Genomic DNA, 23843 nt, shown 5'->3' on the forward strand with positions numbered 1-23843 from the left:
AAAGCCGTCGACAGTTTTGGGCGACACGCACGAAGATAGCCCGCGAAGTCGCGCTTCACGAGTCCTCAAGCGAGGGATAGCTGAAAAAGGCCGCGAAAGCAGCTGTCAAAAATCAGCTTCCTGGGAGACGCGCTGGCCTCAGCCGACGAAGGCGCGTTCGACGACGAAGCTCGAGGGGTGGCTGAGCGAACCTTCCTGGAAGCCGAGGCTTTCGGCCAGCTCCTTGACGTCCTTCAGCATGTGCATCGAGCCGCAGATCATGATGCGGTCGGTTTCGGGATTGAGCTTTTCGATGCCGAGGTCGCTGTAGAACTTGCCGGAGCCGATCAGCGCGGTGATGCGGCCCATTCGCGCCGACTCTTCGCGGGTCGTCGAATTGTAGAGCGTGACGCGCCCAGTGGTCAGCTCGCCGATCAGCGGGTCGCTTTCGAGCGCCGCCACCAGTTCCTGGCCGTAGATCAGCTCGGCATTGTCGCGGCAGGTGTGGGTCAGAATCAGCTGGTCGAACTTCTCGTAAGTGTCGGGATCGCGCAGCAGGCTGGCAAAGGGCGCGATGCCGGTCCCGGTCGAGATCATGAACAGGCGCTTGGCGGGGGTCAGCGCGTCGACGACCAGCGTGCCGGTCGATTTCTGGCGCATGATGACGGTGTCGCCGACCTGGATCTTCTGCAATTCGGAGGTCAGCGGGCCATCCGGCACCTTGATCGAGAAGAATTCCAGCTCTTCGTCCCAGGCCGGGCTGGCAACGGAGTAGGCGCGATACACCGGCTTCTCGGCATTGGGCAGGCCGATCATGACGAATTCGCCCGAGCGGAAGCGCAGCGACTGCGGCCGGGTGATGCGGAACGAGAACAGCCGGTCGGTATAGTGTTTCACCGAGACGACCGTCTCGGCATAGACGTTGGCCGGAATCGGAAACTGCAGCGGACGGGCTTCAGCGGTGTTGAACGCGGGCGTGGTGTTCATCGATTCCAACCTTCTCGCCCAAGGAGAGACGCGGGCGCCAAACTTTCCCGTGCGCGCCCGAACCATTCAGGTTCCGGCATGCCATGCACGCGACCGAAGCGGTAAGCTCTTGTGTCCGGAATTTATTAGTATACAAACGATATTTGCGTCAAGATGCCGCCGTAAAACACCTTTCCAAACTGCGGCATATCCGTAGTCCCAGCATTTCGGGTTTCGACAATGAAAGAGAATTTTTCGGTGCAGCCGCCGGATTCCCTGGGCAGCGTCGTCGCTGGCATCGATGTCGGCGGAACCTTCACCGACCTGCTCCTGATCGACGGCAAGGACGGTGGCAAGGTGTATCTGGCCAAGACCCCGACCACTGTCGACAACCAGGCCTTTGGCGTGGTTGCGGCGCTTGGCGCCACCGGTTTTCCGATCGATGGCATCGACCTCATCGTGCATGGCACGACCACCACCACCAACGCGGTGCTGGAGCGCCGGCTGGCCAAGACCGGCATGATCACCACGCGCGGTTTTCGCGATGTGATCGAACTCGGCCGGCGGACGCGGCCGCAACCCTATGGCATGACGGGAACCTTCGTCCCAATCATTCCGCGCAACCTGCGCCTCGAAGTGTCGGAGCGCGTCGAGGCATCAGGTGCGGTGCGCACGCCGCTTGATGAAGCCGAGATGCGCGAGGCGGTACAGGCGCTCATCGCGGCCGGCTGCGAATCCCTCGTCATCCATTTCCTCCACTCTTACGCCAACCCCACGCATGAGCGGCGCGCCGCCGAGATCGCCGCCGAATCCTGGCCGAACGGCTACATCACGTCAGGCCATGCGCTGCTGTCGGAGGCGCGCGAATTCGAGCGCGGGGTGACGGCCTCGGTCAACGCCTCGGTGCAGCCGATCCTGGAGCGCTACGTCGAGCGGCTGCGCAAGGAATTGGCCGACAAGGGCTATGCCCGCGACTTCCTGATCATGAACGGCAATGGCGGCATGATCTCGGCCCGCTTCGTCACACGTGAATCGGCCAAGACGGTCATGTCGGGCCCCGCCTCCGGCGTTATCGCCGCCGCCTATACGGGCAAGCGCGCAGGCTTCGAAAACCTCGTCACCTACGACATGGGCGGCACCTCGACCGATGTGGCGCTGATCCGCAACGCCGAACCGGCGGTCTCGAACGAGATCGAGATCGAATATGCCATGCCCATCCATGTGCCGATGGTGGCGGTGCACACGGTGGGCGCCGGCGGCGGCTCGATCGCCCGCGTCGATGCGGCCGGCCTGATCCAGATCGGCCCGGAAAGTGCCGGCGCCAATCCCGGCCCGATCTGCTATGGGCGCGGCGGCACCGAGCCGACGATCACCGACGCCAACCTGGTGCTCGGCCGGCTGGCGCCGAAGAAGCTGCTCGCCGTCGAAAACCCGGTCACATCGGAGCGCGTCACCAGGATTTTCGAGGACAGGATCGGCAAGGCAACCGGCCTGTCGGGTGTCGAGGCGGCGGGCGCTGTCCTCAGGCTCGGCAACATGAAGATGGCCGGCGCCATCCGTATGGTGTCGGTGTCGCGCGGCCATGATCCCCGCGATTTCGCGCTGTTCGCCTTCGGCGGCGCCGGGCCGCTTCATGCGACGGCGCTCGCGCGCGAACTCGGCCTGCCCAAAGTGCTGGTGCCGGCGCGGCCCGGCATCACCAACGCGCTCGGCTGCGTCGTCGCCGATCTGCGCCACGACTTCGTAAACACCATCAACCAGCCCGTGGCCGTGCTGGACGAAAGCCAGCTCCACCAAGTACTGGAACGGCACCGGAACGAAGGCGAGGAGCTGATCGCCAAGGAAGCGGTGAAGCCGGAAACGATCCGCGTCACCCACTCCGCCGACATGCAGTTCGTCGGCCAGACCCACATCATCAACGTGCCGCTGCCGTCCGCGTCGGTGACCCGAAGCCAATTGCAGGCGTTGTTCGAGAAAGCCTATTTCGCCCGCTTCAAGGTCGAGCTGCCGGAAATCCGCGCCAACCTCGTCAACCTCAACACCTCGGTCACCGGCGTGCGGCCGGCGATCGACCTGTCGCGGCTGATCGACCCGTCCGGGCGGGCAAGGACGCTCGACGGGGCGCGGCGCGAGATCCGACCGGTCTGGTACGCCGGGCGTTGGCACGACACGCCGGTTTACAGCAGGGGAAAGCTGCCGCTCGATGCAGTCATCGAAGGGCCGGCGATCCTCGAACAGATGGATGCGACCACCGTGCTCGAACCCGGCGACCGCGCGCGCTCGGATGCAGACGGCAACATCATCATCGACATTGGCGAGGCCTGACATGTCAGTGGATAGCGCAAAGCTCGACGCCATCACGCTTTCGGTGCTCCAGGCCGCTTTGCAGCAGGTCTGCGACGAGATGGACCTGACCTTTTCCCGCGCCGCCTTCTCGCCCGTGATCGCCGAGGCCAACGACCGCTCGGACGGCATCTATTCCGCCGTCGACGGCTCGCTGATCGCGCAGGGCAGTCAGGGCCTGCCGGTGTTTGTCGGCGTCATGCAATATTCGACCAGGACGGTGATCGAGATGATCGCCGACGGCCGCTGCCTGGCCCCGGAGCCGGGCGACATCTACATCGTCAACGATCCCTATCTCGGCGGCACGCATCTGATGGATGTGCGCTTCGCCATGCCGGTCTACCGCGGCGGAAAGATCTTCTGCTGGCTGTCGAACACCGGCCATTGGCCCGATATTGGCGGCTCCGTGCCCGGCGGCTTCTCCGCATCCGCGACCGCTGTCGAGCAGGAGGGTCTGCGGCTGCCGCCGGTAAAACTGTTCAAGAAGGGCGTGCTCGACCCTGAAATCTACGCCATCATCTGCTCCAACATCAGGGTCGCCGACCAGCGCATCGGCGACATCCGGGCGCAGGCCGCCGCGCTGTTGATCGGCCAGGACAGGCTCAAAGGCATCCTGGATCGTTACGGAGACGAAACTGTTGTCGAGGCGATCGCCGAATTACGCCGCCGCGCCGCCGAGCAGATGCGCGCCAATATAGCGGCCATTCCCGATGGCACCTACCGCTCCAAGGCTTTTGTCGATTCCGACGGGGTGGTCAACGAACCGCTGACCATAGCGCTCGCAGTCGACAAGAAGGGCGACACGCTGACCTTCGACTTTTCAGGATCGTCAAAGCCTTGTGCGGGACCGATGAACAGCGTGCTGGCGACGACCCTGTCCTCGGTCTATCTCGCCATGCGCCACATCTTTCCGGACGTGCCGATCAGCGCCGGCGCCTTCGAGCCGCTCGAGGTCAAGCGGCCGGAAGGCACTTTCCTCGACGCCAAATATCCCCGCCCCGTGTCTGGCTGTGCGGCCGAAGTCTCGCAGCGCATCGCCGAAGCGGTGTTCGCGGCGATGGTGCAGGCGCTGCCCGACAGGGTGACGGCGGCCCCAGCCGGCTCCAGCGGCAATTTCGCGCTCGGCGGCAATGATCCGGCGCGCGGCCGCGACTACGTCATGTACCAGATCTCCGGTGGCGGCTATGGCGGCAATTCGGGGCATGACGGGCTGACCAATGGCTGCTCGACCATCGGCATTTCAAAATCGCCCCCGGTCGAGATCATGGAGCAAGCCTTTCCGGTGCTCTATCGCCACTATGCCTTGCGCGAAGGCTCGGGCGGCGCTGGCAAGCATCGTGGTGGTTTTGGCCTGGCCTATGAGGTCGAGATCCTGCGCGGCGAGGCGCGCGCCTCCTTTGTCATGGACCATGGCCGTTTCGGTCCGCAGGGCGCCCTTGGCGGTCGGGATGGCGAGCCCAACAGCGTGACCGTGTTCCGCAACGGCGAGGAGCATGTGCCGCCGCACCTCTCCAAGGAGCAGGACATCCCGCTGAAGGCCGGCGACCGCGTGCGCGTCGGCACGCCGGGTGGCGGCGGCTATGGCGATCCGCGTGAGCGCGATCCGGAACTGGTCGCACGGGACGTCCAGCTTGGTTATTATACGACGGAGCAAGCCAGGGATCTGTTCGGGGCCGACGCACAAGGAACCTGACCGGACGCGGACTGCCCCGCGCCGTGATCGCCGCGGCACATGTCGTTTCCGTCTCCGCCGGGAGCATGAAAGCCCGTAGACTTCGCCGGTCAATGGAGATCTGGACCATGCGTCTTTTCGGTCGTTTCGTGCTTGCCGCTTCCGTAGCTTTTGCGCTCGCAACCGGTGCTGCTTCCGCCCAGGAGAAAAAGCTGAGGCTTGGTACCGAGGGTGCCTACCCGCCCTTCAACCACGCCAATGCCGACGGCACGCTGGGCGGTTTCGACATCGATCTAGGCAAGGCGCTGTGCGCGCAGATGAAGGTCGAATGCGAGTTCACCGTACAGGATTTCGACGGCTCTATTCCGGCGCTGCAGGCCGGCAAGTTCGATGCCATCATCAACATCACCATCACGCCCGAGCGGGCTGAAAAGGTCGAGTTCACCCACAAATACTACCAGACGCCGCCGGCCATCGCGGTGCCGAAGGACTCGACCATCGCGGGCACCTCGCCCGACGATCTGAAAGGCAAGGTGCTGGGCGTGCAGAGCGCCACCATCCACCAGAATTTCGCCGAGCAGAAATATTCGGGCTCGACCGTCAAGGCCTACCCGACCGGCGACGACGCCCGCACCGACATGGCCAATGGCCGCCTCGACGCGATGATGGACGGCTCGATCATCCTCACCGAATGGCTGAAGAAGCCCGACGGCGCCTGCTGCAAGCTGCTCGGCGCGCTGACGGCCGATCCGGCCATTCACGGCCCGGGGGTCGGCATTGCGCTGCAGAAGGGCAACAAGGAATTGGCCGACAAGTTCAACGCGGCAATCGACGCGCTGCGCGCCAACGGAAAGTACAAGGAAATCAACGACAAGTATTTTTCATTCGACGTCTACGGGAGTTGATCCCGGTACCAATCGAGCTCGGCGGCGCCACCCGGCGCTGCCGATTTTTTATGAATGATGGAGATTTTCGTGGCTGAGCGGCGCTCCCCTTTCTACAGCAGCATCGTCGGGCTGGGTGCGGCCATGGGTCGGGTCGGCGGCGGTTTCATCTCGGCCAAACATTATTCCGGCATCGCCGACGAACATTTGAATACGCGTAAAAATGTTGGCGTGCAGGACCTCAGCACCATGGGCAAGATGGACATCAAGGGTGCCGACGCCGAGGCGCTGGTCAACCATGTCATTGTCAATGACGCCGCGGCGATGAAGCCGGGCCAAGTACGCTATTCCACCGTCTGTCGGGAGGACGGCGGCATCATGGACGACCTCACCGTGTTCCGGCTGGGCGCGGAGCATTTCATGCTGGTCACCGGTTCGGTCAACCGCCTTAAGATGCTGCCCTGGCTCCAGCATCATGCGCAAGGGCGCAGGGCCTATGTCACCGACATCACGGCCGCCGTCGCCTTCCCGACCATCCAGGGCCCACGCTCGCGCGATCTCTTGAAGGCGATGATTTCGGACGCCGATCTCGACGGATTGAAGCGCTGGGCCTTCACATCAGGCCATATCAACGGAACGCGGGTCTTGATCTCCCGTACAGGCGTGACCGGCGAACTCGGCTTCGAGCTGTTCGTGCCGGCCGACGAGGCGACCTCGGTTTGGGACGCGCTGATGCGCACTGGCCAAGCTTTCGGCTTGAAACCCTATGGCGTGCTGGCCATGTTCACGCTCGGCCTGGAAAAGGCCTATCCGGCGCACGGCATCGACATGGACGAGACGCGCACGCCGTTCCATGTCGGCCTCGACCGCTGGATCAAGTTCGATAAGGGCGATTTCATCGGCCGGGACGCGCTGCTCAAGGTGCGCGACAAGGGCCTCGACGAGCGCTGGACCGGGCTGGTCCTCGACGGCGACAAGCCGGCCGCGACGGATACACGGGTGATGGCCGACGGTGAGGACGCCGGCGTGGTCACCTACAGCGACCACGGCTATTCCTTGGGCAAGGTGCTGGCGACAGCGCATTTGCGGTTGCCGTTCACGGGCGTTGGAACAAAGCTCAGCATCGCTATCGACGGCAAACCGACCCGCGCGGTGGTGGTGCCGATGCCGTTCTTCGACCCCGAAGGGGCGAGGCTGAGGGGCTAGCGCGGCTTGGCTGGAAATCGTTGTGGTTCTCAAATTACTTATGGTGACCATCGCCGACGCTCCATGAGAAGCTCATGGTCGGCCCTGAATACCAGCCGGCTCACTATCCCCGCCGATCCAGCCTCGCCACCAGCCGGTCACCCACCCACTGGATGCCGCAGACCAGGATGATCAGCACGATCACCACGGCGACCATCACCGACGTCTCGAAGCGCTGGTAGCCGTAACGGATGGCAAGGTCGCCGAGGCCGCCGGCACCGATGGCGCCTGCCATCGCCGAGGCGCCGACCAGCGTCACCAGTGTCACGGTGAAGCCGGCAACGATACCGGGGAGCGCCTCGGGCACCAGCACTTCGCGGATGATCGTCCAGCGATTGCCGCCCATGGCGCGCGCCGCCTCGATCAGTCCGTGGTCGACCTCGCGCAATGACACTTCGGCGATCCGCGCATAGTAGGGCGTGGCGGCGATCGACAGCGGCACGATGGCCGCCCATGTGCCGATCGATGTGCCGACGATCAGCCGCGTCAGGGGGATCAGCGCCACCAGAAGGATGATGAACGGCACCGAGCGGAAGCCGTTGATCACGGCGCCGAGCACGCGGTTCACCCACGGGCTTTCGGCGATGCCGCCGCGTTCGGTGGCAATCAAGGCCAGCCCGAGCGGCAGGCCGAACACCAGCGAGATCAGGCCGGAGGCGGCCGTCATCAGCACCGTCTCCCAGATCGATCGCAACAGAAGCTCAAACAGGACCGGCGACATGGCCAAGCACCTCCACCCGCGCTTGGCGGGATTTCAGGAATGTGATGATTTCTGCGAGATGGCTCGCATCGCTGCCGGGGACGGAAAGGAACAGCGTTCCGACCGGCTGCCGCTGGATGTGGTCGATGCCACCATGGACGAGGCGGAAGGGACCGGGCACGGCGGCCGCAAGGTCGGACAGCAGCGGCTCGCGCGCCGCCTCGCCCGCCACGTCGACGCGCAGGACCGTTTCGGTGCCAGCTCCCGGCAGCAGCCGCGCCGCCAGCTCCGGCGGAAGTTGCGGCCGGATGGTCCCGAGCAGGCGTCTTGTGATGTCCGATTGCGGATCGGCAAACACCGACCAGACCGGCCCTTCCTCGACGATGCGCCCGGCGTCGATCACCGCCACGCGGTCGGCGATCGAGCGGATCACCTCCATCTCGTGGGTGATCAAAAGGATGGTCAGGCCAAGCTGGCGGTTGATATCCTTCAGCAGGGCGAGAATGGAGCGCGTCGTCTCCGGGTCGAGTGCCGAGGTCGCCTCGTCCGACAGAAGCAGCGCTGGCCGCGCGGCAAGCGCTCGGGCGATGCCGACGCGCTGTTTCTGGCCGCCGGACAGCGAAGCCGGATAGGCTTTTGCCTTCTCCGACAGGCCGACGAGATCGAGCAGCTCCGCCGCCCGCTTCAGCCGCTCCGCCTTCGGCCGGCCCTCGATCTTGAGCGGCAACGCCACATTGTCCTCGACGGTCTTGGCCGACAGCAGGTTGAAATGCTGGAAGATCATGCCGATGCGCCGTCGCAGCGGCTGCAACTCGCGCTCGCCAAGTCGGCTGATCTCGCGACCTTCGATGAACACCTCGCCGGTGTCAGGCCGCTCCAATCCGTTCAGGCAGCGGATCAGGGTGGACTTGCCGGCACCGCTGCGGCCGATGATGCCGAGAACCTCGCCCTTGCGCACCGTCAAGGAAATGCCGTCCAGCGCCGCCGTCTGGCCGAAGCGGCGCTTCAGGTCGACAAGGCGCACCACGTCCTGCGTGGCGGCCTGATCCGCGGCCTCGGTGGTTGCGATAAAATGCTGGTTCATGGGCAGGTCCCGAAATGCGATCGCGGCCCGCGCATCGCGGGGGCCGCCTAAGCTGTCAAAGGCACGTCAGTGCCCGCATAACTCAATAGGCACTGAGGCCGGTGCCCTTGTAGACCTTGTCGAACTCGGCCTTCACAGCCTCGTTCTGGTAGGACGCGACCAGCGTCTTCACCCAGGCCTCGTTTTCATTGCCGACCTTGACCGCGATGAAGTTGCGGTACGGATTGTCCGCGATCGGCTCCTGAGCGATGCGGTTCTCCGGCGTCAGGCCGCTCTTCAGCGCCCAGTCGGTGTTGACCACGGCGGCGTCGAGATCCTCGACCGAGCGGCCGACGATGCCGGCATCCAACTCCTTGATCTCGACCTTTTTCGCATTTTCGGCGATGTCGGCGGTGGTGGCGAGAATGCCGGTGCCATCCCTGAGCTTGATCACGCCCTCATTCTGCAGCACGCGCAGCGCCCGGCCTTCGTTGGACGGGTCGTTCGGCACGCCGATCACCGCGCCCTCCGGCAGATAGGCAACCTTGGTGTACTTCTTGGAGTAGAGGCCGATCGGCCACACGCCGGTATAGCCGACACGCACGATGTGGTAGCCCTGCGTCTTGATCTGGTTGTCGAGATAGGGCTGGTGCTGAAAGGCGTTGGCGTCGATCTCGCCGCGCTCCAGCGCCTCGTTGGGCTGGGTGTAGTCGTTGAACACCACGGTCTCGATGCTGAGGCCCTTTTCGGCTGCTTGCGCGACGACGACACGCCAAACATCCTCGTCCTCGCCGCTGATGATGCCGACCTTGATCGCCTTCTTGTCCTCGGCCAAGGACGCATGCGGCGCCATCAGGCTGCCGATCGCGATGGCCGACGCGAACAGCAGAGCGAGGCCGCTGCGGCGGGTGAGGGGTGACCGTGGGGAAGAGGGCAAAGTGTTGTTGGGATCGGACATGATTGATCTCTGCGATTGTGAAGTCATGGCAGCAAGGCGGATTGCCGAGGCTTGTTCACATCGTCAGAAATTCTACTGATTTTATCAAAGAACGTGTTTCGCCGTTCTCGGCAAAGCCGGGAATATTCTCTCAAAAAACTCAGGGATGTGAGCACAGGACGCCGCCGGGTCGACCATGACGGCGCCGCGCCGCCATCCGGAGATGTCGGGAAGGCAGTCAAGTTTTCAACGAGCCCGCCTCTGCCGGCCGGCTGCGCAATATCTCATGCGTTCGATTTGAGCTTCGAGGACGTCGCCCGAAAATGATGGACGGCCCTCGTTGGCTGCCGGGTTCATCCAGGCGAAGTCAAAAAGCTTTGCGGCTTGCTCAGCCACTTTTTCGTGAAGCTGCGCGGGTTGATCCGACCGTCGGCTTGCCTAGGTAGAAAGGGCGGCCGGGCGCCACGCGATCTCAATAATCGGTATGACATTTTCCTGCATTCGAAAGCTTGCCCTTTCTGGCCTCCTCGTCGTCATCCAGTCCTCCTGCGTCGTTCCCGACGACACGTCGCGCATCGCCAAGGTCGATCCAACGGCGGCCGCGGCACGCAAGGAGATGGTCGGCCTCAGCGAAGCCGACGTCCGAATGTGCGCGGGATTTCCGACCGCCACCGCGGAAGTCGGCCAGTCCGGGCAGATCTGGACCTATAAGCGCGTCGTCCAGCGCGGCAATCTCAGCGTCGTCGTTCCTGCCTTGGCCGTGGGGGCGATCCCGACGGTCGGCGGTTCCGTCAATGTCGCTCCCGGCGGTTACTGCGACACGCAGGTTCGCATGGTCGGCGGCCGTGTCGCCGAAGTTGCCTACGCCGGCGACAACAACCTGCCGAACAAGCGCGACGCGCTTTGTGTCAGCACCGTGGATGCCTGCGTGACCTATGCCCGCCAACACAGGCCGGCGGCCAAATAGCGGCAGCGAATTTCGCGGGACCGGCGATGGCCGGACACTCGGTGTTTGACGCGGATGGCGTTGAGGGCTTGACTGACCCGCCGGACCGAATACGCTAGGGCAAAATACCGGCTCTGATCGCCGGGCGGCAAATATGCCTCGTATGCCTCGCCCTTGCGGCGCTGGCTGCGGGGCATTGTCATTTTGGGGATCGGTTTGAAACGGCGCATCGAGATCGGCATCCTCTATTCCCGCTCGGGAAGCTATCAGCTCGTCTCCGACGCGTGCCGGATGGGCGCCATGCGCGCCATCGCCGACATCAACGCCGACAGGAGCTCAGGCATCGAACTGGTGCCGGTCGAGCGCGACCCGCAAAGCAATGCCGACCGTTACGCGACGCTGTGCGAAGACATCTTCAGGACCAGCGGTGCACGCCATGTCGTCGGCTGCGTCACCTCCTGGAGCCGCAAGGAGACAATCCCTGTGCTGGAGAAGGCGGGCGGCATGCTCTGGTATGCCTGCCCCTATGAGGGCTTCGAGGCCAACGAGCATGTCGTCTACATGCACGCTTGTCCCAATCAGCATCTGGTGCCGCTTATGGCCCATGTCGTGCCGCGCTTCGGCGCCAACGGTTTCCTGCTCGGGTCGAACTACATCTGGGGCTGGGAGATGAACCGCGTTGCGCGCGACCTCATCGCCGACGCCGGCGGCAAGGTGCTGGGCGAGCGCTATCTGCGCATCGGCGAGACCGACGTGTCGCGGCTGATCGCCGAGATACGCGCGACGCGACCGAACTTCATCCTCAACAACCTGATCGGCACCTCGTCCTATGCCTTCCTGGCGGCCTATCGCGATCTGGCGGGCGAGGATGCGGCTTTCAGTCCTGAATCTTGCCCAGTGATCTCCTGCAACCTGACCGAAGGCGAACTGCCGGCGATCGGCGAAACGGGCAAGGGTCATCTGTCGGTCGGACCGTATTTCGCGCCGCGGCCGGCCGCCTTCGCGTCGTCCTTCGAAGCCTCCGCCTATGCCTCGGTGCAGGTAATGGCCGACGTGCTGTCGCGCGATCCCGACGCCGGCCCGGCGGAATTTTCCAAGGCCTTCGCCGAGCGGCGCTTCTCCACGCGGCTCGGCCCGATCGCCATCGACGCCCATTCCCAGCACGCCACGCTGCCTGTCATCATCGGCCGGATCGCGGACGGCTATTTCGAAGTCGTCAGCCGGCAGCACGAGGTCGCGCCGGACCCGTATCTGTCGCGCTACGACCCCGCAAAGACATTCGGCCGGCCGCGCTTGCGGGTGGTGTCGTGACCAGAACCCCGCGCATCCCCAATCTCGGCGGCGCCAGGGCCTTTGTCCTGCATCGCCCGCATCCGACGGTGCAAGCGATCACCAGGCAGTTGTCGGCCATCGGCCTTGTCACCGTGGGTTGCTGGCCGGAACTGGCACCGGAGGCGCTGGCCGCCGACTTCGTCTTCTTCGACGCCGATCTCGGCTTCGACGAGCAATTCCCCTGGAAGCCGGGCGAGGCGCCGATGCCGCTGGTGGCGCTGATCGGTTCCGAGGCGCCCGGCCGCATCGAATGGGCGCTGTCGCACAAGGCCGACGCCCAGCTCCTGAAGCCGGTCGGCAATGCCGGTGTCTACAGCGCGCTGCTGATCGCGCGTCAGAGTTTTGAGGCGAGAAAACATTTAGCCGGCGAAATTGCCGCGCTGCGCCAGCGGGTCGCCGAACGCCAGACCATCGTGCGGGCTGTCTCGGCTTTGTCGAAAGGCGGCGACGACGACCGCGCGTATGCGCAGCTGCGCTCGCTGGCGATGAGCTGGCAGATCAGCGTCGAGGACGCCGCGCGGCGTATCGTGGCGATGGTGGAGGAAGCCAAGACCGGGGAATCCAGGACCGGGCAAGACCACATCGGAGATGAGAGCGGCGATGACCAGCCCCATCGCGCCTGATCTCATGGCAGGGCGCATGCCGGCCAGACCGCGCGCCGGTGTCTGGCGCCGGCTGGTCAAGCGCCGCCTGGCGCTGCTCGGCCTGGTTATCGTCGCCATTGTCGTTGCCGGTGCGATCCTGGCGCCATGGCTGACCGGCTACGATCCCAACGAACAGATGTTCGACGGTCTCACCATCGAGGGCTCGCCTCTGCCGCCGAGCGCGAAATTCTGGCTGGGCACCGACCTGCTCGGGCGTGACCTGTTGACCCGCATCCTCTACGGCGCGCGCACCTCGCTGATCATCGGCATCGTCGCCAACGGCGTCGCGCTTTTGATCGGCACGCTGGTCGGCGTCACCGCCGGCTATTTCCGCGGCTGGATCGGCGGCGCGCTGATGCGCTTCACCGATTTGATGATGGCGTTTCCGGCGCTGCTGCTCGCCATCTGCCTGGCGGCGGTGTTCCAGCCGAGCCTGTGGATCGTCGCCATGGTCATCGCGCTGGTCAACTGGGTGCAGACCGCCCGCGTCGTCTACACCGAGACCTCGTCACTCGCCGAACGCGAGTTCATCGATGCCGAACGCACCATCGGGGCCGGCGCGCCGCGCATCCTGTTTCGCCACATCCTGCCGCATCTCCTGCCGACCATCATCGTCTGGGGCACGCTCGGCATCTCGACCACGGTGCTGCTCGAGGCCACGCTCTCCTTCCTCGGCATCGGCGTGCAGCCGCCGACGGCGTCATGGGGCAATATCATCTTCGAGAACCAGACCTATTTCCAGGCGGCACCCTGGCTGGTGTTCTTCCCCGGCGCCGCGATCCTGGCCCTGGCGCTGGCCTTCAACCTGATCGGCGACGCGCTGCGCGACATTCTCGATCCGACGCAAAGGGGCCGGGCATGATCGCTTATCTCGGCCGCCGGCTGATCCAGTCGCTGCTCATCCTGCTCGGCGTCTCGCTGATCACCTTCGCGCTGCTCTATCTCCTGCCCGCCGACCCGGTGCGCCAGATCGCCGGCCGCAGCGCCACGCCGCAGACGGTCGAGAACATCCGCCAGCAGCTCGGCCTCGACCAGCCCTTCGTCGTCCAGTACTGGCATTATCTGACGAGGCTCGTCAGCGGCGATCTCGGCCGCTCCTACATCCAGCGCTCGGAGGTGACCGAACTCATCGTCTCGCGGCTGCCGGCGAGCCTGCTGCTGATGGTCGGCGCCATCCTGTGCGAGCTGCTGATCGGCCTCTCGATGGGCCTGATCGCCGCCGTCAAGCGCGGCACCGCCACCGACCAGACCCTGATGGTCGCCTCCTTCATCGGCGTCTCGGCGCCGCAATTCGTCGTCGGCCTGCTGCTGCTCTATGTCTTCGCGGTCAGATTGAGCTGGTTCCCGATCGGCGGCTATGGCACATGGCGCCATCTCGTGCTGCCGTCGCTCACCATGGGCATCCTCGGCGCCGGCTGGTATGCGCGCATGATGCGCTCGTCGATGATCGACGTGCTGCGCCAGGATTACGTCCGCACCGCGCGTGCCAAGGGCCTGGCTCGGGGCGCCATCATCTTCCGCCATGCGCTGCCCAACGCCATCCTGCCGGTCGTCGCCATGATCGGCATCGACATCGGCATCTTCATGGGCGGCATCGTCGTGGTCGAAAGCGTGTTTGGCTGGCCCGGCATCGGCCAGCTCGCCTGGCAAGCCATCCAGCGCGTCGACATCCCGATCATCATGGGCGTCACGCTGGTCTCGGCCTTCGCCATCGTGCTCGGCAATCTCCTGGCCGACATCATCGCGCCCTTCATAGATCCCCGCATCAAGCTCAGATGAAACCAGAAAACAAACAGAGAAAGGGAACAGGACAATGAAGAAATTTCTCGCATCGACCGTCGCGGCATCGGCGCTGGCGCTGATGCTCGGCATGACAAGCGCCCGCGCCGAGGACACCGTCGACCCGAACGCCAAACAGGGCGGCGCCATCACCATCACCTACAAGGACGACGTCGCGACCCTCGACCCGGCCATCGGCTATGACTGGCAGAACTGGTCGATGATCAAGAGCCTGTTCGACGGCTTGATGGACTACGAGCCCGGCACCACCAACCTCAAGCCCGACCTCGCCGAGAGCTACGAGATTTCGCCCGACGGTAAGACCTTCACCTTCAAGCTGCGCCATGGCGTGAAGTTCCACAATGGCCGCGAGATGACCGCCGAAGACGTGAAATATTCGCTCGACCGCGTCACCAATCCGAAGACGCAGAGCCCCGGCGCCGGCTTCTTCGGCTCGATCAAGGGCTATGACGATGTCGCCGCCGGCAAGGCCGAGACGCTTTCCGGCGTCACCGTCGTCGACCCCTACACTGTCAAGTTCGAGCTGACCCGCCCGGACGCCACCTTCCTGCATGTCATGGCCATCAACTTTTCCCATGTCGTGCCGAAGGAAGAGGTCGAGAAATACGGTGCCGATTTCGGCAAGCATCCGGTCGGGACCGGCGCCTTCAAGCTCGCGGAATGGACCCTTGGCCAGCGCATCGTCTTCGAACGCAACGCGGACTATTGGCACAAGGGCCTGCCGCATCTCGACAAGATCACCTTCGAGATCGGCCAGGAGCCGATCGTGGCGCTTCTGCGCCTGCAGAAGGGCGAGATCGACGTGCCTGGCGACGGCATTCCGCCGGCCAAATTCCAGGAGGTGATGGCCGATCCCGAGCAGAAGGCGCGTGTCGTCGAAGGAGGCCAACTGCACACCGGCTATGTGACCATGAACACAACCATGGCGCCGTTCGACAATGTGAAGGTGCGACAGGCCGTCAACATGGCGCTCAACAAGGCGCGCATCATCCAGATCATCAACGGCCGCGCCGTGCCGGCCAACCAGCCGCTGCCGCCGTCGATGCCCGGCTACGACAAGGCGTACAAGGGCTACCCCTATGACGTCGCCAAGGCCAAGGCGCTGCTGGCCGAGGCCGGTCATCCCGACGGTTTCGACACGCAATTGTTCGCCATGAACACCGACCCCAACCCGCGCATCGCCCAGGCGATCCAGCAGGACCTGGCGGCGATCGGCATCAAGGCCAGCATCCAGTCGCTGGCCCAGGCCAACGTCATCGCCGCCGGCGGCGACAAGGCCGGCGCGCCGATGATCTGGTCGGGCGGCATGGCCTGGATCGCCGACTTCCCGGATCCGTCCAACTTCTACGGCCCGATCCTCGGCTGCGCCGGTGCGGTACCGGGCGGCTGGAACTGGTCGTGGTATTGCAACAAGGATCTCGACGCCAAGGCGGCCGAGGCCGATTCGGTGGTCGACCCGGCCAAGGCCGCCGAGCGCGACAAGATGTGGAGCGCCATCTACGACAAGGTGATGGAGGACGCCCCCTGGGCGCCGGTCTTCAACGAACAGCGCTTCACCATGAAGTCGGCCCGCATGGGCGGCGCCGACAACCTCTATGTCGACCCGGTCCATATCCCGATCAACTATGACAATGTGTACGTAAAAGATGTGCAATAACTGCGACTACACCATCCACGGGCGCCATCACCATTTCGGCTGGGACAATTCCTTTGTCCCGGCTGAGCGGGTGGCGCCCGGCTCGACCATCGAGTTCCAGTGCCTCGATTCCTCGGGCGGCCAGTTGCAGCCCGGCAGCACCGTCGCCGACATCGCCAAGCTCGACTTTGGCCAGATCAACCCGGTCACCGGGCCGATCTTCGTCGAGGGCGCCGAGCCGGGTGACGCGCTGAAGGTGACGATCGAGGTGTTCAAACCGTCCGGCTTCGGCTGGACGGCGAACATTCCTGGTTTCGGCCTGCTCGCCGACGATTTCCAGGAGCCGGCGCTCAACATCTGGAAATACGATGCCGCCTCGCTGGAGCCGGCGTTGTTTGGCAAAAACGCTCGCGTGCCGCTAAAGCCATTCGCCGGCACCATCGGCAACGCGCCGGCCGAAATGGGCCACCACTCGGTGGTGCCGCCGCGCCGCGTCGGCGGCAATCTCGACATCCGCGATCTCGCCGCCGGCACCACGCTCTATCTGCCGGTGGAGGTGGCGGGCGCGCTGTTCTCGGTTGGCGACACGCATGCCGCGCAAGGCGACGGCGAGGTCTGCGGCACGGCGATCGAAAGCCCGATGAACGTCGTGCTGAAACTCGACCTGGTGAAAGATGCGCGGCTGAAAACGCCGCGCTTCACCACGCCGGGTCCGGTGACACGCCATCTCGACGCCAAGGGCTACGAGGTGACGACCGGCATCGGGCCGGACCTGATGGCGGGCGCGAAGGAGGCCGTGGCGCAGATGGTCGACCTGCTCGCCGGCCGCTACCAGATCGACCCGGTCGAAGCCTACATGCTGGCCTCGGTCTGCGGCGATCTCCGCATCAGCGAGATCGTCGACATGCCCAACTGGGTGGTGTCGTTCTACTTCCCGCGCTGCGTGTTTGAATGACAGGTCAGCGTCTAGACACCCCCCTCTGGCCTGCCGGCCATCTCCCCCGCAAGGGGGGAGATCGGATCGCGCTTGGGCTTTCGCCAATCGTCACCGTTGGAAGAGAGGCGGGGCGTGGGAACTGCCAATCTCCCCCCTTGCGGGGGAGATGCCCGGCAGGGCAGAGGGGGGTGTGCCGGAGTAAATCCCTTTCCGGGCTGCCTCCCCAATGACCTCAACTCCCGAAACCATCCTCACCATCGCCAACCTCTGCGTCTCCGTGCGCGGCGAGGAGGGCTCCCGCGAGGTCGTCTCCAACCTGTCCCTGACGCTCAAGCGTGGCGAGACGCTCTGCATCGCCGGCGAATCCGGCTCCGGCAAATCGATGACCGCGCTGGCCATCATGCAGCTTCTGCCGCAGCCCGCCGCGCGCATCTCCGCCGGCACCATCCACCTTGGCGCCACCGAGCTGACCGCCCTCGACGAACGCCGGATGCGCCATATCCGCGGCGACCGCATCGCCATGATTTTCCAGGAGCCGATGACCTCGCTCAACCCGGTGCTGTCGATCGGTCGCCAGCTCACCGAATCCATCGAGGCGCACACCAGCCTGTCGCGGGACGAGGCCCGCCAGCGCGCCGTCGAGGCGTTGAAGGCGGTGCGCATTTCGGAGGCCGAAAGCCGGCTAAGGCAATTTCCGCACGAGCTCTCCGGCGGCATGCGCCAGCGGGTGATGATCGCCATGGCGCTGGCGCTGGAACCGGACGTGCTGATCGCCGACGAGCCGACCACCGCGCTCGATGTCACCGTGCAGGGCGAGGTGCTGGAGCTGCTGCGCGACCTGCAGCAGAAGCACGGCACCAGCGTCATCCTGATCACCCACGACATGGGCGTTGTCGCCGAAATGGCCGATCGCGTCATCATCATGCGGCATGGACGCATGGTCGAAGAAGGCAAGACGTCGGACATTTTCGCCCACCCGCAAGCCGAATACACGCGCGAGCTGCTGGCCGCCGTGCCGCGCATCGGCAGCGGCGCCGGCCGTCAGAAATCTAGGGAAACCGAAGCCGCAACGCCGGCGAAGGTCGCCGAGGTCACCGATCTCCACGTCCGCTTCGACTTGCGCGGCGGCGTCTTCGGCCGGGTCACCCGCCGCGTTCACGCCGTCGAGGGCGTCAGCTTTTCGATCGCGCCCAACGAGACGCTGGCGCTGGTCGGCGAATCCGGCTGCGGCAAGTCGACCACCGCCAAGGCGCTGGCCGGGCTGGTGCCGTATAGCGGCGACATCGTCGTCGGCGGTCGCAATTTGTCCGGCCTCGGCCGCGACGAGCGCAAGGCGGTGCGCCGCGACGTGCAGATGATTTTCCAGGACCCCTACGCTTCGCTCGACCCGCGCATGCGCGTCGGCGACCTCGTCGCCGAGCCGCTGCTGATCCACGGCATCGCCTCGAAGGAAGAGCGCCGCGAGCGCGTCGCCGCGCTGTTCGATCGCGTCGGCCTGTCGTCGGACCAGATGGAGCTCTATCCGCACGAATTCTCCGGCGGCCAGCGCCAGCGGGTCTGCATCGCGCGTGCGCTGGCGCTGAGGCCAAAGCTGATCATCGCCGACGAAAGCGTCTCGGCGCTCGACGTCTCGGTGCAGGCGCGCGTGCTCGACCTCCTGAAGGAATTGCAGCGCGAATTCGGCGTCGCCTATCTCTTCATCTCGCACGACATGGCGGTGGTCGAGAATATCTCCGACCGTGTCGCCGTCATGTATCTGGGCCAGATCGTCGAGATGGGCACACGCGACCAGGTTTTTTCCAACCCCCGCCATCCCTACACCAGGCGCCTGATCGAAGCCGTGCCGGTGCCGGATCCGGCGCGTCGCCGAAGCCGTTTCGCCCGCCTCGACCAGGAAATCCCCAGCGCCACCCGCCGCATCGGCGAGGCGCCGCTGAAACTGGCGCTCAGCGACGTCGGCAACGGCCATCTCGTCGCCGCCGAGGGCTGAAGCCGTCTCAAACAAGCTCGGTCCGCGGCAGGTCGAACTTCACATAGTCGTATCACACGCCATGGCCGTCTCGCCGTCATGAAATCCGGGGCCGCCCCTTGCCCTTCCGCCTCATTTTCCTAATGTTGCATAGTGCTTGCGGATGACGATCGTAGGGGGCGGCCGGATTCATCCACACTGGGAGGAAGTAAACTCATGAAGCTACGCCATGTCGTTTCCGCCGCGCTTCTCGCGGCCACCACTATCCCGGCCTCGGCCGCCGAGATTTCCGATGGCAAGGTCAAGATCGGCATCCTCAACGACCAATCCGGCGTCTATGCCGATTTCGGCGGCAAATGGTCGGTCGAGGCGGCCAAGATGGCGGTCGAGGATTTCGGCGGAAAGGTGCAGGGAGCGCCGGTCGAGATCATCAGCGCCGACCACCAGAACAAGCCCGACATCGCCTCCAACATCGCACGCCAGTGGTATGACACCGAACAGGTCGATGCCATCATGGAGCTGACGACCTCTTCGGTCGCGCTCGCCGTGCAGGGGATTTCCAAGGAAAAGAAGAAGATCGACATCGTCACCGGTGCGGCGACCACCGACCTCACCGGCAAGCAGTGCTCGCCCTATGGCTTCCACTGGGCCTATGACACCCACTCGCAGGCGGTGGGCACCGGCGGCTCGCTGGTGCAGCAGGGCGGCGACAGCTGGTTCTTCGTCACCGTCGACTACGCGTTCGGCTATTCGCTGAAGGAGCAGACCGCTAAGTTCGTCGAGAGCCATGGCGGCAAGGTGCTGGGCGAGGTGCGTTATCCCCTCGGCGCGACCGACTATTCGTCCTTCCTGCTGCAGGCGCAATCGTCGGGCGCCAAGGTCATCGGGCTGGCCAATGCCGGCCTCGACACCTCCAATTCCATCAAGCAGGCGGCCGAATTCGGCATCGTGCAGGGCGGCCAGCGCCTGGCGGCGCTCCTGTTCACGCTGGCCGAGGTGCATGGGCTCGGGCTGCAGGCGGCGCAGGGCGTCGTGCTGACCGAGGGCTATTATTGGGACCGCGACGACAAGAGCCGCGAATTCGGGCAGCGCTTCTTCAAGCGTACCAACCGCATGCCGAACATGATCCAGGCCGCGACCTATTCGGCGGTGACGCAGTATCTGAAGGCGATCGACAAGGCCGGCACCGACGAGACCGAAGCGGTCGCCAAGCAACTCCATGCGCTGCCGGTGGACGATGCCGTCATCACCGGCGGCAAGGTCCAGGCCGATGGCAACATGGTCCACGATATGTATCTCTATCAGGTCAAGGCGCCCAGCGAGAGCAGCAAGGATTGGGACTATTACAAATACCTCGCCACCATCCCCGGCAAGGAGGCGTTCCTGAGCGAGAAGGACAGCGGCTGCGCGACGGCCGCCCAGTGACCGGCGCGGCCACGGTGCCGCCTGATCTGAACGCGGAAGAGCCGCGGGTGGTGCTTTCCGCCCGCGGCCTGCGGCGTGACTTTGCCGGCTTCGTCGCCGTCAGGAATGTCGATCTCGATGTCCGCCATGGCAACATCCATGCGCTGATCGGCCCCAACGGCGCCGGCAAGACGACCGTTTTCAACCTGCTGACCAAATTCCTGGCGCCGACCAGCGGCAGGATCGACCTGCTCGGCCACGACATCACCCGCACCTCGCCAGCCAAAGTAGCGCGGATGGGGCTGGTGCGCTCGTTCCAGATCTCGGCGATCTTTCCGCATCTCAGCGTGCTCGACAATGTGCGCGTCGCGCTGCAGCGACCGGCCGGGCTCGGCATCCAGTTCTGGCGCTCGCTGGCGGCGCTCGACCGGCTGACGCCGCGTGCCATGGAACTGCTGCGGTCCGTCGGCCTCGACGATGCCACGAACAGGCTGGCCGGCGATCTTTCCTATGGCAGGAAACGCGTGCTGGAGATCGCCACGACGCTGGCGCTGGATCCCAAAGTGCTGCTGCTCGACGAGCCGATGGCCGGCATGGGCCATGAGGACGTGGCCACGGTTTCCGCCCTCATCCGCTCGGTGGCGGGCGACCGCGCGGTTCTGATGGTCGAGCACAATCTGACCGTGGTGGCCGATCTCTGCGACTGGATAACGGTGATGCAGCGCGGCGAGGTGCTCGCGGCCGGCGACTACGTCACGGTCAGCCGCGACGAGCGCGTCAAGGTGGCCTATATGGGCACCGCCGATGACTAGTGCTGCGCCCCTGCTCGCGGTCCGCGGCCTCAATGCCTGGTATGGCGAGGGCCATGCGCTGCACGGCGTCGACCTCGAAGTGTTTGCCGGCGAGACGGTCACATTGCTCGGCCGCAACGGCGTCGGCAAGACGACGACGCTGCGCGCCATCATGGGCCTGATCCGCCGACGCACCGGCAAGGTCGTCTTCGACGGCGCCGACCTGATGCGGCTGCCGCTGCACCGCACCGCGCACCAGGGCATCGGCTTCGTGCCGGAGGAACGCGGCATCTTCTCGACGCTGACCGTCGACGAGAACCTGGTGCTGCCGCCGGTCGTCGCCCCGGGCGGCATGAGTGTCGAGGAAATCTTCGATCTGTTCCCCAATCTGAAGGAGCGGCGCAACAGCCCCGGCACGCGGCTGTCGGGCGGCGAACAGCAGATGCTGGCGATCGCGCGCATGCTGCGCACCGGGGTGAAGATGCTGCTCCTGGACGAGCCGACCGAGGGCCTCGCGCCTGTCATCGTCCAGCGCATCGGCGAGCTGCTGGCGACGCTGAAGCAGCGCGGCATGACCATCCTGCTGGTCGAGCAGAATTTCCGCTTCGCCAGCCGTGTCGCCGACCGTTTCTACCTGATGGAGCACGGCAAGGTCGTGGCCGGGTTTCCCACCGGCGAACTGGCGGACCGCATGACGCTGCTCCACGAAATCCTGGGGGTATGATGGCGCCATGACGATGATCTTCGGCATCCCCGTCCAGGCATTGCTCGGCCAATTGCTGGTCGGGCTGATCAACGGCTCCTTCTACGCCATGCTGAGCCTTGGCCTGGCCGTGATTTTCGGCCTGCTGCGCGTCATCAACTTCGCCCATGGCGCCCAGTATATGCTGGGCGCCTTCATTGGCTATCTCCTGCTCACCCATCTCGGCATCGGCTATTGGCCGGCGCTGGTCCTGGCGCCGCTGATTGTCGGCATCTTCGGCGTCGTGGTCGAGCGCCTGGCGCTGTCGCGGCTCTACGACACCGATCCGCTCTACGGCCTGCTCTTCACTTTCGGCCTCGCGCTCGTGCTCGAAGGCATCTTCCGCTACTACTATGGCGTGTCGGGAAACCCCTACGCCGTGCCGCCGCTGCTGGCCGGCGGCACCAATCTCGGCTTCATGTTCCTGCCCATTTATCGCGGCTGGGTCGTGGTCGCCTCGCTGATCGTCTGCTTCGGCACCTGGGCGCTGATCGAGAAGACCAGGCTCGGTTCCTATCTGCGCGCCGCGACCGAGAATCCTCGCCTCGTCCAGGCATTCGGCGTCAACGTGCCGTTGCTTTTGACCCTCACCTACGGCCTCGGCTCGGCGCTTGCCGGGCTCGCCGGCATCCTGGCCGCGCCGATCTACCAGGTCAGCCCGCTGATGGGATCGGATCTCATCATCGTCGTCTTCGCCGTCGTCGTGGTCGGCGGCATGGGCTCGATCCTCGGCGCCATCGTCACCGGCTACATGCTTGGCCTCGCCGAGGGCCTGACCAAGGTTTTTTACCCCGAGGCCTCCAACCTGGTGGTCTTCGTCATCATGGCGATTGTGCTTTTGGTGCGGCCGGCCGGCCTGTTCGGAAAGGACGCCTGAGATGGCGGAAGAGACATCCGACATGGCCGGGCTTTCGCTGCGCGAGGCATCGGCCAAACCCTCGCCAAGGCTCGAATGGGTGCTGGTCGGGCTCGGCATAGCGGCGCTGCTGGCGGCCCCCTTCTTCGTCTACCCGATCTTCCTGATGAAGATGCTGTGCTTCGCGCTGTTTGCCTGCGCCTTCAATCTCCTGCTCGGCTATACCGGCCTCTTGTCCTTCGGCCACGCCACCTTCTTCGGCGGCGCCGCCTATTTCACCGCGCACGCCGTCAAGGTCTGGGGCTGGCCGCCGGAAGCCGGCATCCTGCTCGGCATGGCGGGTGCGGCCCTGCTCGGCCTCGTCATGGGCTTCTTCGCCATTCGCCGGCAAGGCATCTATTTCGCCATGATCACGCTGGCGCTGTCGCAGATGTTCTTCTTCTTCTGCGTGCAGGCGCCGTTCACGCAAGGCGAGGACGGCATCCAGGGCGTGCCGCGCGGCGTCCTGTTCGGTGTCCTCGACCTCAACGCCCCGATGAACATCTATTATTTCGTGCTTGTCGTGGTCCTTCTCGGCATCTTCGCCATCTGGCGCATCGTCAATTCGCCCTTCGGCATGATCCTGCGTTCGATCCGCGAAAACGAGAACCGCGCCATTTCGCTGGGCTATTCCGTAGCCGGCTACAAGCTCGCCGCCTTCGTCATGTCGGCGGCGCTGGCCGGGCTCGCCGGCTCGCTCAAGGCGATCGTCTTCCAGTTCGCCACGCTCACCGACGTCACCTGGCAGATGTCGGGCGAGGTCATCCTGATGACGCTGCTCGGCGGCATCGGCACCATGGTCGGCCCGATCATCGGCGCCAGCCTCGTCGTCGGCCTGGAAAACACGCTCGCCACGTCAGGTTTCCCCGTGACCATCGCCACCGGGCTGATCTTCATGGTCTGCGTGCTGGTGTTTCGGCGCGGGATCGTCGGGGAGGTTTATGCGCGGGTGCTGGGG

21 protein-coding genes are annotated in these 23843 nt (G+C 64.9%); 17 read left to right on the top strand and 4 right to left on the bottom strand.

What is annotated here, in order from left to right; translation table 11 throughout:
• Positions 1 to 138: 138 nt before the first annotated feature.
• Positions 139 to 966, bottom strand: coding sequence for a ferredoxin--NADP reductase (locus LB554_RS21465; RefSeq protein ID WP_140660268.1), 828 nt, complete (start codon positions 964 to 966; stop codon positions 139 to 141).
• A gap of 219 nt (positions 967 to 1185) precedes the next feature.
• Between LB554_RS21465 and LB554_RS21470 the strand changes: the two genes are divergently transcribed.
• The 4 genes from LB554_RS21470 to LB554_RS21485 all read left to right on the top strand — a co-directional run bounded on the left by LB554_RS21470 (position 1186) and on the right by LB554_RS21485 (position 7050).
• Complete coding sequence (locus tag LB554_RS21470; protein ID WP_224586850.1) at positions 1186 to 3270, top strand: hydantoinase/oxoprolinase family protein; 2085 nt, start codon at positions 1186 to 1188, stop codon at positions 3268 to 3270.
• A 1-nt stretch (position 3271) separates the two neighbouring features.
• Complete coding sequence (locus LB554_RS21475) at positions 3272 to 4981, top strand: hydantoinase B/oxoprolinase family protein (RefSeq protein WP_224586852.1); 1710 nt, start codon at positions 3272 to 3274, stop codon at positions 4979 to 4981.
• Positions 4982 to 5088: 107 nt separating this feature from the next.
• Positions 5089 to 5865, top strand: coding sequence for an ABC transporter substrate-binding protein (locus LB554_RS21480; RefSeq protein WP_224586854.1), 777 nt, complete (start codon positions 5089 to 5091; stop codon positions 5863 to 5865).
• A gap of 54 nt (positions 5866 to 5919) precedes the next feature.
• A complete protein-coding gene (locus tag LB554_RS21485) occupies positions 5920 to 7050 on the top strand; it encodes an aminomethyltransferase family protein (protein ID WP_318013219.1) in 1131 nt (376 codons plus the stop codon).
• 103 nt (positions 7051 to 7153) lie between these two features.
• Here the strand turns inward: LB554_RS21485 and LB554_RS21490 are convergent, their stop codons facing one another.
• The 3 genes from LB554_RS21490 to LB554_RS21500 all read right to left on the bottom strand — a co-directional run bounded on the left by LB554_RS21490 (position 7154) and on the right by LB554_RS21500 (position 9810).
• Entirely contained in the window at positions 7154 to 7810 is a 657-nt protein-coding gene (locus LB554_RS21490) for a methionine ABC transporter permease (RefSeq protein WP_224586858.1), read from the bottom strand.
• Positions 7791 to 8873: a methionine ABC transporter ATP-binding protein gene (locus tag LB554_RS21495; RefSeq protein WP_224586869.1), complete on the bottom strand. Its 1083-nt coding sequence runs from the start codon at positions 8871 to 8873 to the stop codon at positions 7791 to 7793. The genes LB554_RS21490 and LB554_RS21495 overlap by 20 nt, the downstream gene beginning before the upstream one ends.
• A gap of 82 nt (positions 8874 to 8955) precedes the next feature.
• Positions 8956 to 9810, bottom strand: coding sequence for a MetQ/NlpA family lipoprotein (locus LB554_RS21500; RefSeq protein ID WP_224586870.1), 855 nt, complete (start codon positions 9808 to 9810; stop codon positions 8956 to 8958).
• A gap of 463 nt (positions 9811 to 10273) precedes the next feature.
• On the opposite strand from LB554_RS21500, the gene LB554_RS21505 reads away from it, so the two are divergent.
• The 13 genes from LB554_RS21505 to LB554_RS21565 all read left to right on the top strand — a co-directional run.
• Positions 10274 to 10756, top strand: coding sequence for a hypothetical protein (locus tag LB554_RS21505; protein ID WP_224586871.1), 483 nt, complete (start codon positions 10274 to 10276; stop codon positions 10754 to 10756).
• 195 nt (positions 10757 to 10951) lie between these two features.
• Positions 10952 to 12046 (top strand): transporter substrate-binding protein, encoded by a 1095-nt coding sequence (locus LB554_RS21510; RefSeq protein ID WP_140660260.1) that lies wholly within the window; start codon positions 10952 to 10954, stop codon positions 12044 to 12046.
• On the top strand, positions 12043 to 12690 hold the full coding sequence (locus LB554_RS21515; RefSeq protein WP_224586873.1) for an ANTAR domain-containing response regulator: 648 nt from the start codon (positions 12043 to 12045) through the stop codon (positions 12688 to 12690). Before LB554_RS21510 ends, LB554_RS21515 begins: the two co-directional genes overlap by 4 nt.
• Positions 12668 to 13573, top strand: a complete 906-nt coding sequence (locus LB554_RS21520; RefSeq protein WP_140619737.1) for an ABC transporter permease — start codon at positions 12668 to 12670, stop codon at positions 13571 to 13573. Before LB554_RS21515 ends, LB554_RS21520 begins: the two co-directional genes overlap by 23 nt.
• Positions 13570 to 14490: an ABC transporter permease gene (locus LB554_RS21525; RefSeq protein ID WP_140660257.1), complete on the top strand. Its 921-nt coding sequence runs from the start codon at positions 13570 to 13572 to the stop codon at positions 14488 to 14490. Before LB554_RS21520 ends, LB554_RS21525 begins: the two co-directional genes overlap by 4 nt.
• A gap of 34 nt (positions 14491 to 14524) precedes the next feature.
• Positions 14525 to 16168 carry an ABC transporter substrate-binding protein gene (locus LB554_RS21530; protein ID WP_015314627.1) on the top strand — a complete coding sequence of 548 codons (1644 nt, stop codon included), beginning with the start codon at positions 14525 to 14527 and terminating at the stop codon, positions 16166 to 16168.
• Positions 16158 to 17102, top strand: a complete 945-nt coding sequence (locus tag LB554_RS21535; protein WP_224586875.1) for an acetamidase/formamidase family protein — start codon at positions 16158 to 16160, stop codon at positions 17100 to 17102. Before LB554_RS21530 ends, LB554_RS21535 begins: the two co-directional genes overlap by 11 nt.
• Positions 17103 to 17310: 208 nt before the next feature.
• Positions 17311 to 19074, top strand: coding sequence for an ABC transporter ATP-binding protein (locus LB554_RS21540; RefSeq protein ID WP_140875959.1), 1764 nt, complete (start codon positions 17311 to 17313; stop codon positions 19072 to 19074).
• Positions 19075 to 19269: 195 nt separating this feature from the next.
• The gene (locus LB554_RS21545; protein WP_224586877.1) at positions 19270 to 20478 is read left to right on the top strand and encodes an ABC transporter substrate-binding protein; all 1209 of its coding nucleotides are present in this window, start codon (positions 19270 to 19272) and stop codon (positions 20476 to 20478) included.
• The gene (locus tag LB554_RS21550) at positions 20475 to 21269 is read left to right on the top strand and encodes an ABC transporter ATP-binding protein (protein ID WP_224586879.1); all 795 of its coding nucleotides are present in this window, start codon (positions 20475 to 20477) and stop codon (positions 21267 to 21269) included. Before LB554_RS21545 ends, LB554_RS21550 begins: the two co-directional genes overlap by 4 nt.
• A complete protein-coding gene (locus LB554_RS21555) occupies positions 21262 to 21972 on the top strand; it encodes an ABC transporter ATP-binding protein (protein WP_140660251.1) in 711 nt (236 codons plus the stop codon). Before LB554_RS21550 ends, LB554_RS21555 begins: the two co-directional genes overlap by 8 nt.
• Before the next feature lie 7 nt (positions 21973 to 21979).
• Positions 21980 to 22867 carry a branched-chain amino acid ABC transporter permease gene (locus LB554_RS21560; protein WP_140619728.1) on the top strand — a complete coding sequence of 296 codons (888 nt, stop codon included), beginning with the start codon at positions 21980 to 21982 and terminating at the stop codon, positions 22865 to 22867.
• Positions 22868 to 22889: 22 nt separating this feature from the next.
• A partial coding sequence (locus tag LB554_RS21565; RefSeq protein ID WP_411962643.1) for a branched-chain amino acid ABC transporter permease occupies positions 22890 to 23843 on the top strand: 954 nt, incomplete at its 3' end.

The sequence above is a fragment of the Mesorhizobium sp. CO1-1-11 genome, from assembly GCF_020164995.1.
In the GTDB taxonomy this organism is placed as follows: domain Bacteria; phylum Pseudomonadota; class Alphaproteobacteria; order Rhizobiales; family Rhizobiaceae; genus Mesorhizobium; species Mesorhizobium australicum.

Excerpts from the sequence above, each read along its gene's own strand:
- LB554_RS21465 (WP_140660268.1), bottom strand. The coding sequence starts at position 966 with ATGAACACCACGCCCGCGTTCAACACCGCTGAAGCCCGTCCGCTGCAG.
- LB554_RS21525 (WP_140660257.1), top strand. The coding sequence starts at position 13,570 with ATGATCGCTTATCTCGGCCGCCGGCTGATCCAGTCGCTGCTCATCCTG.
- LB554_RS21545 (WP_224586877.1), top strand. The coding sequence starts at position 19,270 with ATGAAGCTACGCCATGTCGTTTCCGCCGCGCTTCTCGCGGCCACCACT.
- LB554_RS21485 (WP_318013219.1), top strand. The coding sequence starts at position 5,920 with ATGATGGAGATTTTCGTGGCTGAGCGGCGCTCCCCTTTCTACAGCAGC.
- LB554_RS21540 (WP_140875959.1), top strand. The coding sequence starts at position 17,311 with ATGACCTCAACTCCCGAAACCATCCTCACCATCGCCAACCTCTGCGTC.
- LB554_RS21470 (WP_224586850.1), top strand. The coding sequence starts at position 1,186 with ATGAAAGAGAATTTTTCGGTGCAGCCGCCGGATTCCCTGGGCAGCGTC.
- LB554_RS21555 (WP_140660251.1), top strand. The coding sequence starts at position 21,262 with ATGACTAGTGCTGCGCCCCTGCTCGCGGTCCGCGGCCTCAATGCCTGG.
- LB554_RS21560 (WP_140619728.1), top strand. The coding sequence starts at position 21,980 with ATGACGATGATCTTCGGCATCCCCGTCCAGGCATTGCTCGGCCAATTG.
- LB554_RS21490 (WP_224586858.1), bottom strand. The coding sequence starts at position 7,810 with ATGTCGCCGGTCCTGTTTGAGCTTCTGTTGCGATCGATCTGGGAGACG.
- LB554_RS21535 (WP_224586875.1), top strand. The coding sequence starts at position 16,158 with ATGTGCAATAACTGCGACTACACCATCCACGGGCGCCATCACCATTTC.
- LB554_RS21495 (WP_224586869.1), bottom strand. The coding sequence starts at position 8,873 with ATGAACCAGCATTTTATCGCAACCACCGAGGCCGCGGATCAGGCCGCC.
- LB554_RS21520 (WP_140619737.1), top strand. The coding sequence starts at position 12,668 with ATGACCAGCCCCATCGCGCCTGATCTCATGGCAGGGCGCATGCCGGCC.
- LB554_RS21530 (WP_015314627.1), top strand. The coding sequence starts at position 14,525 with ATGAAGAAATTTCTCGCATCGACCGTCGCGGCATCGGCGCTGGCGCTG.
- LB554_RS21505 (WP_224586871.1), top strand. The coding sequence starts at position 10,274 with ATGACATTTTCCTGCATTCGAAAGCTTGCCCTTTCTGGCCTCCTCGTC.
- LB554_RS21480 (WP_224586854.1), top strand. The coding sequence starts at position 5,089 with ATGCGTCTTTTCGGTCGTTTCGTGCTTGCCGCTTCCGTAGCTTTTGCG.
- LB554_RS21475 (WP_224586852.1), top strand. The coding sequence starts at position 3,272 with ATGTCAGTGGATAGCGCAAAGCTCGACGCCATCACGCTTTCGGTGCTC.
- LB554_RS21500 (WP_224586870.1), bottom strand. The coding sequence starts at position 9,810 with ATGTCCGATCCCAACAACACTTTGCCCTCTTCCCCACGGTCACCCCTC.